Origin of the sequence: Nocardia sp. N2S4-5 (assembly GCF_044628355.1) — a bacterium.
In the GTDB taxonomy this organism is placed as follows: Bacteria; Actinomycetota; Actinomycetes; order Mycobacteriales; family Mycobacteriaceae; genus Nocardia; species Nocardia wallacei_B.
This window is the reverse complement of record NZ_JBIUPM010000001.1, coordinates 5,655,741-5,667,686: the sequence shown is the minus strand read 5'-3', so window position 1 is coordinate 5,667,686 and position 11,946 is coordinate 5,655,741. Positions and strand designations below refer to the sequence as shown.

The following is an 11,946-nucleotide window of genomic DNA, read 5'->3' as shown; positions in this document are numbered from 1 at the left end:
CGGCCTCCCGGAACGCGGTCAGCGGATCCCGGCGGGTGCCCGCCGAACGAGACGCCGTCATCAGTAGCCTCCCAGATTCCGGATCGGCGGACGATCGCCCGGGATCTCCGGCAGCGCCGGCGGGGTCAGGTTGACGATCACGGCGTCGAACCAGCGACCGGTGCCGAGCACGTTGGCGTACAACCCGTAGAACGGCGCGGCCAGCGTCAGCGTCTTGGAGATGTTCTGCTGGTTGTCGTTGAGCATGTCGATGGCCGACTTCAGGTTGGTCAGCGCCGGGCCGATCTGCTCCTCGTTGTCGTGCACCAGGGCCGTCAGCTCGGCGGCCACCGTCCTGGCGCCGGTCAGCAACTGCGAGATGGCCTGCTGGCGCACGTTCAGCTCTGCCAGCAGTTCACCGCCGTTGGCGAGCAGCCGCTCGAATTCGGCGTTGCGGTCCGCGAGCACCTTGGTCGTCTTGTTGGTCGCCGCGAACAACTGCTTGAGCTGCTCGTCGCGCTTGGCCAGCGTCTCCGACAACCGGCCGATGCCGTCGATGGTGCCGCGGATCTCCGGGGCGGTGCCCGAGAACGCGTCCGACAGCACCCGCATGCTGGCGGCCAACTGGCCCGTGTCGGTCTGCTCGAGATCCTTCGCGACCTCCTGGAACGCCTCGGTGACGTCGTACGGAGAGACCGTGCGCGACAACGGAATCGGCTCGCCCGGATCGGCGACGTGCGATCCCTTCGGGTCCAGCGCCAGGTACTTCTGGCCGAGCACCGTCTTGATCTGGATCGACGCCGTGGTGTCGTCGCCGACCCAGGCGTCCTTGGTGCGGAAGTCCACCAGCACCTTGTCGCCGTCCAGGCGCACGTCCGCGACCGAGCCGACCTTCACGCCGGCGATGCGGACCTCGTTGCCCTTCTTGAGCCCGGCCGCCTCGGAGAACTCCGCGGTGTACTTGGTACCCGCGCCGAGGATCGGCAGCCGGTCCAGGAAGAACACCGACACCGTGATCAGCAGTACCAGGAACAGGCCCAGCCCGCCCATGAAGGCGGGGCTGCGCTTACCGGTCAGTTGCCGGTCGTCCATCAGCGGCCACCCTTCCCATGACAACGCGGGGCCGGGTTGGTGTAGAGCGGCTGGTTCACCGTCGGCAGATCGGTGATCGCGGCCGGCAGGTTCAGCTGCGGCGCGTCCCTGGTCCCCGGCCCGGCGACGATATCGATGCCGCACAGATAGAACTGGAACCAGGAGCCGTAACTCGCGGCGCGGCCCAGCCTCTCCATCTTGATCGGCAGATTCGTCAGGCCCTCGTTCACCTCGTCGGACCGATCGTTCAGGGTGCCGGTGAGCTGGTTCAGCCCGGCGATCGAACCCTGCAGGGTCGGGCGGGTGGGCACCAGCAGATCGGCCGTGGCCGAGGCCAGGTTGCCCAGCGACTGCACCGCCGACCCGATCGTGCCCCGCTCGGCGTTCAGCCCGCTGACCAGCGCCTCGGTATTGACGATCAGATCGTTGAGCTGGCCGTCCCGCGAATTGATCGAATCCAGCACGGCATTGAGGTTCTTCACGATCTCACCGATCACCGCGTCCTTGTCGGCGATCTTGTTGGTCAGGCTCGCCGTATTCGACACCAGCTCGGTGATGGTGCCCGACTCGCCCTGGAACACCTGGATGATCTCGTAGGACAGCTTGTTCACGTCATCGGCCGACAGCGTCTGGAACAGCGGGCGGAAACCGTTGAACAAGGTGGTCAGATTCAGCGCCGGCCTGGTGCGATCCAGCGGAATCGTGCCGCCCTCGTTGAGTTTTCGGCCCTGCTGACCGGTGCCCTGCTCCAGCGCGATGTAGCGCTGGCCGACCAGGTTGCGGTAGCGGATGGTGGCCGTGGTGGAGGCGGGCAGCCAATCCCGGTCGGTCAGTTGGAATTTCACTTCCGCCTGGTTGTGGCCGACCACCGACACCTTGGTCACCTTGCCGACCCGCACGCCCGCGATGCGCACCTCGTCGCCCGAATTCAGCGACGTCACATCGGTGAACCGCGCCTTGAATTCCGGACCGCCGCCGGAATAGTTGGCGATGGTGACACCCAGCAGCGCGGTGGCGAGCAGCGTCACCACGATGAAGAGGGCGAGTTTCGTCAGCGGCCCGCCGAGGCCACGTAAATTGCCGCTCACTTCACACTCACCTCGCTTCCGCGCAGGGCCGGCGCGCCGATCCTGGTCACCCAGCTCGGCACCTGATCCGGCGAAACGCCGTTGGCCGCACCATAGATCGCGCCCAGCGTGTGCTGCTCGGCCGGGGAGCCCGCCAGCGTCGGGGCGGCTTGCCCGCCGAACACCGAGAACTGGGCCGGCGGCACCTGTCCGATGTTCGGGTCACCCGGGTTACGACTGGGCGGCTGGTAGGAACCGTCGTTGGCCGAGCCGGTCGGGTACTGGCCGGAGTCCACTCCGCCGGGGTACTCCGGGAAGCACACCGGCGGGCGCTCGTCGAGCCAGCGCGGCTCGTCCTGGTTGGGCAGGTAGCGGCCGCGGGTGTTGGTCAGCATGATCGACACTCGCGAACCCGGCAGGTCCGTGCCCTTGCCGAAGATGTTGTCGATGCGCGGCTTGAGCTGTGCGAAGTTCTTGAACGTGCACGCGAAGGTGGGCGAGTACGTGCCCAGCAGTTCCAGCGCGGTGCGCGAGTCGGCCGCGATATTGATGATGTTGTCGTGGTTGGCCAGAATGAAATCGGCCGTCTGCGCCGAGGTCGGCGTCAGCACCGAATACAGCGTGTCGAGCTGGGACCGCTTCTGCACGATGGTGGCGTTGAGGGTGCGCAGATTGTCGAAGGCGTCGACCAACTGCGGCAGCGCGTCGGAGTAGGTGTCGGCCACGGTGGCGAACTGGCGGATGTCGTCCTGCAGGGCGGGCATCACGCTGTTCAGGTCGCGGAAGATGGTGTCCAGCCGATCGATCGTGTGGCCCAGCTCCTCGCCCTGCCCGCCGAGCGCCTGCGACAGCGCGCCCAGTGTGGAGGAGAGGTACTGCGGCGGAATGGATTGCAGCAGTGGCAGTACCGAGTCGAGCAGCTGGCTGACCTCGACGGCGTTGCCGCTGGAATCCTGCTGCAGCGTCATGCCCGCGCGCAGCGGTTCTCCGCTGGGCTGCTCGGGCCAGACCAGCTCCACGTAGCGCTCGCCGAACAGCGTCTTGGGTAGCAGCCGCGCGGTCACGTTGGACGGGATCTTCTTCGCCTTGTCCGGACTCAGCGACAGGTGCAGCGTGACCTTGCCGCCGGCGGACTGGCTGGATCGGACCTCGCCCACATTGACGCCGCGCACCTTCACATCGGCGTTGCGCGTCAACGCGTTCCCCACGGTGTCGGTGACCAGGTCGACCTTCACCGTCTTGACCCACACCTTGTTGTAGGCCGCGATCGTGGTCGCCAGGAACAGCGCCATCACCACGAAGAACAGCAGACCGAGCGTGCGCACCCGGATCTTCTCCGTGGAGCGCCAGAACTGCACCCCGTTCATCCGGCCACCCGCACCGTCGTAGTCGTCCCCCAGATAGCCAGGCTGAGGAAGAAATCGAGAATGTTGATCAGCACGATCGACGCCCGCACCGCGCGCCCCACCGCCACGCCGACACCGGCCGGACCGCCGGTCGCGGTGAAACCGTAGTAGCAGTGGATCAGGATGATGACGAAGGCGAAGACCAGCACCTTGAGGAACGAATACAACACGTCCTCGGGTGGCAGGAACAAACTGAAGTAGTGGTCATACGACCCGGTCGATTGCCCGTTGAACCACACGCTGATCTGCCGCGAGGCCAGGAACGTGCCCAGCAGGCCGACGATGTAGAGCGGGATCACCGCCGTGAAACCCGCGATCACGCGGGTCGTCACCAGGAACGGCACGCCCGGCACCGCCATCACCTCGAGCGCGTCGATCTCCTCGGAGATCCGCATGGCGCCGAGCTGCGCGGTGAAACCACAGCCGACCGTCGCCGACAACGCCAGCGCCGCGACGAGCGGAGCCAGCTCACGGGTGTTGATGTAGCCGGTGAGGAAGCCGGTCAGCACGCCGCTGCCCAGCGCGTCGAGGGCCTTGAAACCCTGCAGGCCCACGACCACGCCGACCGAGGCCGACATCATCACGACCACGCCGATGGTGCCGCCGATCACCGCCAGCGCGCCGGAACCGAAGGTCACCTCGGCCAGCAGCCGCATGACCTCCTTGCGGTAGTGCACGACCGTGCGCGGAATCCACGCAATGGCCTTGGAGTAGAACGACATCTGATCGCCGGCGCGATCGATCACGTCGACCGGTCCGCGCAGGACCCGTCCGATCCGGCGCATCTGCTTGGCGAAGATCGGGGAACGCTGTGCCACCACCATGGGTCAGGAGCCCTTGGCCGGGACGACCTGCAGGTACACCAACGTCAGAATCAGATTGACGAAGAAGAGCACCAGGAAGGTGATCACCACGGATTGGTTCACCGCGTCACCCACTCCTTTCGGTCCCCCCTTGGGATGCAGCCCCTTGTACGCGGCGATGACGCCCGCGATCAGTCCGAAGATGATCGCCTTGATCTCGCCGATCCACAGATCGGGCAGCTGGGCCAGCGCGGAGAACGAGGCCAGATACGCGCCCGGCGTGCCGCCCTGCAGCAGCACGTTGAATCCGTAGCCGCCGCAGATGCCGACCACCGACACCAGGCCGTTGAGCAGAACCGCGACCAACATCATGCCGAGCACGCGCGGCACGACCAGCCGCTGCACCGGGTCGATGCCGAGCACCTCCATCGCGTCGATCTCCTCGCGAATGGTCCGCGAGCCCAGATCGGCGGCGACGGCCGAACCCGCGGCACCGGCGATGATCAGCGCGGTGACGACGGGAGCGGCCTGTTGAACGGTCGCCAGCACACTGGTAGCACCGGTGAATGCCTCGGCTCCCAGCTGCTTGATCAGTGAACCGGTCTGCAAAGCCACAACGGCGCCGAACGGGATTGCCACCAAGGCCGCAGGGAGGATCGAGACGCTCGCGATGAACCACGACTGCTCGACGAACTCACGCCATTGGAAGGGTCTGGCGAACGTTTTGCGCGCGACATTGATGAGCAGCGCAAAGATGTTGCCAGCCTGGGCAAAACCCGACTCGACCGGAGTGCGCAGCCGCGTCAGGGTTTGATTCACGGCTGCGTATGTTACCCGTTGGTTGGGTTGTGACGCACGGTGGTGTCGTACGCGCCGCCCTGATATTCCGGAGCGTTACCGGTATAGGCGGGCAACACTTGTGTATCGCCGTTCTCCGACAGCGATTCCTGGATCGCCACCTGGGCCGTGTGTGGCAGGGTGTGCATGATCTCCATGACCCGGTGCCGGCGGCGCTCCACGGCCTGTCGGAACGGCATTCCGGGGGTGGCCTTCATCTGCGGGATGATGCCCTCGATCTCGTCGGTGCCGTTGTCGTAGTGGCCGGCGTCGGCGAGCGCCTGCTCGCGCGCCATCTGTGCCTCGTCCTTCTCCTCCGACATGCCGATCGGACCGACCATGCGGCCGTTGAGGAACTGCTTGACCACCGGCTCCTCCGACGTCAGCAACACCTCGCGGGGGCCGAACATGACCAGCTGGCGACGGAACAGCATGCCGATGTTGTCGGGCACGGTGCGGGCCAGGTTGATGTTGTGCGTCACGATCAGGATCGTCGCGTCGATCTGCGCGTTGATGTCGATCAACAGCTGCGAAAGATAGGTCGTGCGAACCGGATCCAGACCCGAGTCCGGCTCGTCGACGAGGATGATCTGCGGGTCCAGCACCAGCGCGCGGGCCAGGCCGGCACGCTTGCGCATACCACCGGAGATCTCACCGGGCAGCTTACCCTCGGCGCCCAGCAGACCCGTCAGCTCGAGCTTCTCCATGACGATCTTCTTGATCTCGGATTCACTCTTCTTGGTGTGCTCGCGCAGCGGGAAGGCCACGTTGTCGAACAGATTCATCGAGCCGAACAGCGCGCCGTCCTGGAACAGAACGCCGAACAACTTGCGGATCTCGTAGAGCTCCTTGTTCGAGCAGGTGGTGATGTCGGTGCCGTCGATGAAAATCGAGCCGCGCTCCGGGCGCAGCAGCCCGATCAACGACTTCAGGAACACGGACTTACCGGTACCGGACGGGCCGAGCAGCGCACTGACTTCCCCCGGGGGCAGCGTCAGCGTGACGTCCTGCCAAATACGCTGTGAACCGAATGATTTGGTAACAGCTTCGGTCCTGACCTCGACGCCCACGCCAACCTCCACGAATTCTTCGGACGAGCGCCCGAGCGGCTACGTCACGACACGGCATTACCAGCGGTATGTGACGCGGCACACTGGGGTGCGGTCACTGTATCGCATGCCGCCAGTCCGGGACAGACTACCTGACTCGTCGGTAGAAACTTTGTCACATCGAACCATGGCTCCATATAGAAGGGAGCTATTCCTTTAAATGGCGGAAGCGGGCGGTTCCACGAGGGAACCGCCCGCTCCGAAAACGGTGCGACCGTTATTACTTGACGGACACCTTGGCGCCGGCCTCTTCCAGCTTGGCCTTGGCGGCGTCGGCGGCCTCCTTGGCGACCTTCTCCAGGATGGGCTTCGGAGCGCCCTCGACCAGGTCCTTGGCCTCCTTCAGGCCCAGGCCGGACACGATCTCGCGGACGACCTTGATGACCTGGATCTTCTTGTCGCCGGCACCCTCGAGGATGACGTCGAACTCGTCCTGCTCCTCGGCGGCCTCGGCCGGGGCGCCACCGGCGGCGCCACCGACGGCGGCGACGGCGACCGGAGCGGCCGCGGTAACCTCGAACTTCTCCTCGAACTTCTTGACGAAGTCCGACAGCTCGAGCAGGGTCATGCCGCCGATGGTCTCGAGCAGCTCGTCAACGTTGGCCATGATGGCTTCCTTTCGGTGATGTCTTGGGTTGGGGGAACGACTTATTCGGCATCGGCGGCCGTTGCGGCTTCGCCGCCCTCGGCGCGCTTCTTGTCCTCGAGCGCGGCGAACAGGCGAGCCACCTGACCGGCGGGCGCGGCGAACAGGCCGGCCGCCTTGGTGAGGTTGCCCTTCATGGCGCCTGCCAACTTGGACAGCAGCACCTCGCGGGACTCCAGGTCGGCGATCCGCTCGACCTCGGACACGGACAGCGGCGCGCCGTCCATGTAGCCGCCCTTGATGACCAGCGCCTTGTTGTCCTTGGCGAAGGTCTTCAGCGCCTTGGCGGCCTCGACCGGCTCACCGCTGATGAAGGTGATGGCGGTCGGACCGACGAACAAGTCATCCAGGCCTTCCACGCCCGCCTCGGCGGCGGCACGCTTGACCAGGGTGTTCTTGGCGACGGAGTAGGTGGCGTTCTCGCCCAGGGCCCGGCGCAGCTCGGTGAGCTTGCCGACCGACAGACCACGGTATTCCGTGATCACGGTGGCGGTGGAGCCCTTGAACTGCTCGGTGATCTCCTCGACCGCGTCGACCTTCCAGGTCTTTGCCATACTTCGCCTCCTCTCTGGATGGTCGGTTCGTTGCGAACTACCGACTCCGTTGGAGGCGCCCCGGCGACAAAGCTGACGCCCCGGACGCAGAGGGTTCCGGGGCGCACAAGAATCAGCGCAGACTACCGATGTACGGCACCAGCCTGCAGTTGTTCCGTCCTCGGTTCTCCCTGCGTGGGCCGCCGGCAATATCGCCGGACCTTCGACTGCCCGAGGGCAGCGACCAACGGTCTTCGGTAGAACTATGGGGGTTGATCGCCGAACAGGCCGACGACCGTTGTCCAGGATAACCGAACCCCCATCCATCTGCCAAAACGGGGTCCGGCGAAAGCCGAAGGGCCGGCACCGCGGAGGTACCGGCCCTTCGAAACCTGTTGCGCTACTTACGCGTCCTCGTCGGTGAGGTTGCGGGTGCGGTTCGGGTCCACCGGGATGCCCGGGCCGGTGTTCGTCGAAATCGTCACCTTCTTGACGTAGCGGCCCTTCGCTGTGGAGGGCTTGAGGCGCAGGATCTCCTCGAGGGCGGCGCCGTAGTTCTCGACCAGGTTCTTCTCTTCGAAGGAGGCCTTGCCGATCACGAAGTGCAGGTTGGCCTGCTTGTCGACGCGGAAGTTGATCTTGCCGCCCTTGATCTCGTTGACGGCCTTGGTCACGTCGGTGGTGACGGTGCCCGTCTTCGGGTTCGGCATCAGGCCGCGGGGGCCCAGCACGCGCGCGATGCGGCCGACCTTGGCCATCTGGTCCGGGGTGGCGATGGCGGCGTCGAAGTCCAGCCAGCCGCCCTGGATCCGCTCGATCAGGTCCTCGGCGCCCACGGCGTCGGCACCGGCGGCCTCGGCCTCGGCGGCCTTCTCGCCGGCGGCGAACACGATGACGCGCGCGGTCTTACCGGTGCCGTGCGGCAGGTTGACGGTGCCGCGCACCATCTGGTCGGCCTTGCGGGGATCGACACCGAGACGGACGGCGACCTCGACGGTCGCGTCGGTCTTCGTGGTGGCGGTCTCCTTCGCCAGCCGGGTAGCGGCCAGCGGCGAGTAGAGCTGAGCGCGGTCGACCTTGGCGGCCGCCTCGAGATAAGCCTTGCTTCGTTTTGCCATGATTCTCTGTCCTGTTCGTGGTTCAGACGTGGTTTCCGGGACTGGCCGTCCCTCCCACCTGGAGCCTCACTCGGAGATGGTGATACCCATCGAGCGAGCGGTGCCCGCGATGATCTTCGCCGCCTGATCGAGGTTGTTGGCGTTCAGGTCTTCCTGCTTGGTCTTGGCGATCTCGCGGATCTGATCCATGGTGACCGTGGCGACCTTGTTGCGGTGCGGCTCGGGCGAACCCTTCTGCACACCGGCGGCCTTCAGCAGCAGCTTGGCGGCGGGCGGAGTCTTCAGCTTGAAGTCGAACGAGCGGTCTTCGTAGACCGTGATCTCGACCGGGATGACGTTGCCACGCTGCGACTCGGTCGCGGCGTTGTACGCCTTGCAGAACTCCATGATGTTGACGCCGTGCTGACCGAGCGCGGGACCCACCGGCGGCGCGGGGTTCGCCTGGCCGGCCTGGATCTGGAGCTTGATGAGCCCAGAGACCTTCTTCTTCTTGGGGGGCATCTTTCTTTCCTTGGTATAGGTTCCTTACGGATTTCCGCAAGCCTGCTCCGGGGGCGCGCCCCGGAAGTCCTTAGATCTTCGCGACCTGGGTGAACGCGAGTTCGACCGGGGTCTCGCGACCGAAGATCGACACCAGCACCTTGAGCTTCTGCTGCTCGGCGTTGACCTCGGAGATGCTGGCCGGCAGCGTCGCGAACGGGCCGTCCATGACGGTCACCGACTCGCCGACCTCGAAGTCGACCTCGATGGCCGGCTTGGGCGCGGTCTCGGTGGCGGACTCGCCGCCGGCGGCGGCGCTCGACGCGGCGGCCGGCTTCTTCTGCTGCTGGTCGGCCGGGATCAGGAACTTCACCACGTCGTCGATGGACAGCGGCGAGGGGCGCGAGGTGGCGCCGACGAATCCGGTGACGCCCGGGGTGTTGCGCACCGCGCCCCACGACTCGTCGTTGAGGTCCATCCGCACCAGGATGTAGCCGGGCAGCACCTTGCGCTGCACGTTCTTGCGCTGGCCGTTCTTGATCTCGGTGACCTGCTCGGTCGGCACCTCGACCTGGAAGATGTAGTCCTCGAGGCCCAGGTTCTGCACGCGGGTCTCGAGGTTGGCCTTCACCTTGTTCTCGTAGCCGGCGTAGGAGTGAACGACGTACCAGTCGCCGGGGGCGCGCCGCAGCGCGGCCTTCATCTCCGCGACCGGGTCGGCGGGTGCGTCGGCCTCCTCGGGCTCCGCCGCGGTGGGTTCCGCAGCGGACTCCTCGGCAGTCGACTCCTCGGGAGTGGGCTCCGCGGCCGGCGCGGAGTCCGCGGAGTCCGCGACGGTCTCGTCGGCGATGGACTGCTCCACCGCGTCGTCGACCGGGAACTCTTCGGTTGTGCCGTTCTCCGGGGTGCTCACTGGGGCACTCGCTTCCTGTGTCGTCACTAACTTCCTCTGCGTGCCGGATGTCTCTCCAGCGGATGGTTCCGCCCCGGGCCGACCGAAGTCCGACCTGTCCGGGGACGGTTACCGGCGCCGACGGTCAGCTAGCCGAACAGCCAGTTGACACCCTTGATGAACGCCACATCCAACCCGGCGATGAACGCGACCATGAAGACCACGAACACCAAGACCACGCTCGTATAGGTGACCATCTGCTTGCGGTTGGGCCAGATCACCTTACGGAGTTCCGAGACCACCTCACGCAGGAACTTCACCAGGCGCTTGAGCGGATTCGAAGAACCGCGCGCCTTCTTGTCCGCCGACTTGGACGCCTTGCGCGCCGCCGGGTCGGCACCGGTGCGATCGATGGTGGCGACCGCGCCCGTCTCCGTCCGCGAGGACGAGCCGCGAGCCCGACGAGCCGACCGCTTACCGCTCGGCCGACTCACCGCGGTGTCATCGTCATCGGACGCATGCGCGCCGTGGCGAATGTCCCGCTCGTCGCTCACGCCCACTCCTCGCTGTCGTCGCTGGCATCCAGTGCAGGGGCGACAGGACTTGAACCTGCAACCTGCGGTTTTGGAGACCGCTGCTCTGCCAATTGAGCTACGCCCCTTCGGCTGGACGTCTGTCGTTATCCAGCACCGTTTTCTTCAGTTGTGCCCGGGTATCACACAACACGCGCGCCGCTCCGGCGATGCCGGCCCCGACGGTTTCCCGTCCGGAACCAGCCCCTTCAGAGCAGCGCGCAGCGGCTGGTGACCCCAGAAACCCGAGTGTACGTTACCGATCCTCGGGACCGCCAATCGGGTCCGGCCGCGCGGCTCGATCACACCAGCTGCACCGTCGCGGTCGCACGACCGAAGATCTTACGCCCCTCCGATTTCGCGACGATGGCCACGACGGCCGTGCGCGTCTCGGGGTCCACCGACTTCACCTTGCCGGTGTACTCGATCTCGGCCGGGCGGTCGGCGGGCACGTAGACCGGGCTGGTGAACCGGACGTTGTACTCCTTGACCGCACCCGGATCGCGCAGCCAGGAGGTGATGAAGCCGCCGCCCAGGCCCATGGTCAGCATGCCGTGCGCCACCACGCCGTCCAGGCCGACGAGCCGCACCACGTCGTCGCTCCAGTGAATGGGGTTGGCGTCGCCGGAGACACCGGCGTAGTTGACCAGATCGCCGCGGGTGAGCCGGACGATGCGCGGCGGCAGCTCGGCGCCGACGGTCACGTCCTCGAACTTCAGCCCGCGCTTGCTCGACGCGGCGGCGGGCGCGACGGTGGGCGTCGCCGGCGGCGTGGCGGACGTGGCGCCGGTACGCGGATGGTGGCTGGGCGCCTCGCCGATGCCGTGCATCAGCACGTTGCGGACGGCTTCGCCCATGCTCGGGTCGATCTCGGCGCCGCTGCGGCCGACCAGCGTGGTGTAGGTGGTGAGCACCAGCTCGTCGTTCTGCGCGGTCACGATGTTCTTGGTGACGATCATGTCGGCGCCGCCGGGGGCCTGCCGGAACGAGTGCAGGTACACGTCGCAGACGAGCTGGTCGCCGACCCGGATCGGGCGGTGGAATTCCAGGATCTGGTCGGTTTGCATGATCTGGCTCAGGTCGTAGCCGGTGACGACCTGCTCGAACAGCTTGCGCTGGGCCAGAATTCCGACCAGGGAGATGAAGGTCAGCGGCGCGACCAGGCTGTCGTGGCCGTACTCCTCGGCGACGTCCTCGTCCCAGTGCACCGGGTGGTAGTCCTGCACGGCGCGGGCGTACTCGCGCACCTTCTCGCGGCCGACCTCGTAGTAGTCGTCGACGCGGTAATGGTGGCCGACCATGGCCGCCGCCTGGGCCGCGGGATCCAGTGGCGTGCCGTTCGCCTCGGCGGTTCGCTCGGCCGTTTCGACGTCGGTGCCGGTGTTGATTGTCACGGAAGGCTGTCCCTATCT

Annotated in this window: 13 protein-coding genes and 1 tRNA gene; all 14 read right to left on the bottom strand. The window is 66.2% G+C overall.

Annotated elements, in window-relative coordinates; translation table 11 throughout:
* Positions 1–60: 60 nt before the first annotated feature.
* Positions 61–1,071 carry an MCE family protein gene (locus ACFMRZ_RS26240; RefSeq protein ID WP_280272746.1) on the bottom strand — a complete coding sequence of 337 codons (1,011 nt, stop codon included), beginning with the start codon at positions 1,069–1,071 and terminating at the stop codon, positions 61–63.
* Positions 1,071–2,159: an MlaD family protein gene (locus ACFMRZ_RS26235; RefSeq protein WP_280272745.1), complete on the bottom strand. Its 1,089-nt coding sequence runs from the start codon at positions 2,157–2,159 to the stop codon at positions 1,071–1,073. The genes ACFMRZ_RS26240 and ACFMRZ_RS26235 overlap by 1 nt, the downstream gene beginning before the upstream one ends.
* Positions 2,156–3,505, bottom strand: coding sequence for an MCE family protein (locus tag ACFMRZ_RS26230; RefSeq protein ID WP_400181138.1), 1,350 nt, complete (start codon positions 3,503–3,505; stop codon positions 2,156–2,158). Before ACFMRZ_RS26230 ends, ACFMRZ_RS26235 begins: the two co-directional genes overlap by 4 nt.
* The gene (locus ACFMRZ_RS26225) at positions 3,502–4,329 is read right to left on the bottom strand and encodes an MlaE family ABC transporter permease (RefSeq protein WP_400182974.1); all 828 of its coding nucleotides are present in this window, start codon (positions 4,327–4,329) and stop codon (positions 3,502–3,504) included. Before ACFMRZ_RS26225 ends, ACFMRZ_RS26230 begins: the two co-directional genes overlap by 4 nt.
* Positions 4,330–4,371: 42 nt before the next feature.
* Entirely contained in the window at positions 4,372–5,166 is a 795-nt protein-coding gene (locus ACFMRZ_RS26220; protein WP_280272742.1) for an ABC transporter permease, read from the bottom strand.
* A gap of 11 nt (positions 5,167–5,177) precedes the next feature.
* Positions 5,178–6,254, bottom strand: a complete 1,077-nt coding sequence (locus ACFMRZ_RS26215) for an ABC transporter ATP-binding protein (protein WP_280272741.1) — start codon at positions 6,252–6,254, stop codon at positions 5,178–5,180.
* A 259-nt stretch (positions 6,255–6,513) separates the two neighbouring features.
* The gene (gene rplL, locus ACFMRZ_RS26210; RefSeq protein WP_280276225.1) at positions 6,514–6,900 is read right to left on the bottom strand and encodes a 50S ribosomal protein L7/L12; all 387 of its coding nucleotides are present in this window, start codon (positions 6,898–6,900) and stop codon (positions 6,514–6,516) included.
* 41 nt (positions 6,901–6,941) lie between these two features.
* Positions 6,942–7,493 (bottom strand): 50S ribosomal protein L10, encoded by a 552-nt coding sequence (rplJ, locus tag ACFMRZ_RS26205; RefSeq protein ID WP_400181137.1) that lies wholly within the window; start codon positions 7,491–7,493, stop codon positions 6,942–6,944.
* Between the two features lie 383 nt (positions 7,494–7,876).
* Positions 7,877–8,590: a 50S ribosomal protein L1 gene (rplA, locus tag ACFMRZ_RS26200; protein WP_280276223.1), complete on the bottom strand. Its 714-nt coding sequence runs from the start codon at positions 8,588–8,590 to the stop codon at positions 7,877–7,879.
* A 66-nt stretch (positions 8,591–8,656) separates the two neighbouring features.
* Positions 8,657–9,091, bottom strand: coding sequence for a 50S ribosomal protein L11 (gene rplK / locus ACFMRZ_RS26195; protein WP_280276222.1), 435 nt, complete (start codon positions 9,089–9,091; stop codon positions 8,657–8,659).
* A 70-nt stretch (positions 9,092–9,161) separates the two neighbouring features.
* On the bottom strand, positions 9,162–9,983 hold the full coding sequence (gene nusG / locus ACFMRZ_RS26190) for a transcription termination/antitermination protein NusG (protein WP_400181136.1): 822 nt from the start codon (positions 9,981–9,983) through the stop codon (positions 9,162–9,164).
* A gap of 128 nt (positions 9,984–10,111) precedes the next feature.
* Complete coding sequence (gene secE / locus ACFMRZ_RS26185) at positions 10,112–10,516, bottom strand: preprotein translocase subunit SecE (RefSeq protein ID WP_280276220.1); 405 nt, start codon at positions 10,514–10,516, stop codon at positions 10,112–10,114.
* A 34-nt stretch (positions 10,517–10,550) separates the two neighbouring features.
* Positions 10,551–10,623 (bottom strand) — tRNA-Trp (locus tag ACFMRZ_RS26180).
* A gap of 213 nt (positions 10,624–10,836) precedes the next feature.
* On the bottom strand, positions 10,837–11,922 hold the full coding sequence (locus ACFMRZ_RS26175; protein WP_400182973.1) for a fused (3R)-hydroxyacyl-ACP dehydratase subunits HadA/HadB: 1,086 nt from the start codon (positions 11,920–11,922) through the stop codon (positions 10,837–10,839).
* Positions 11,923–11,946 lie beyond the last annotated feature (24 nt).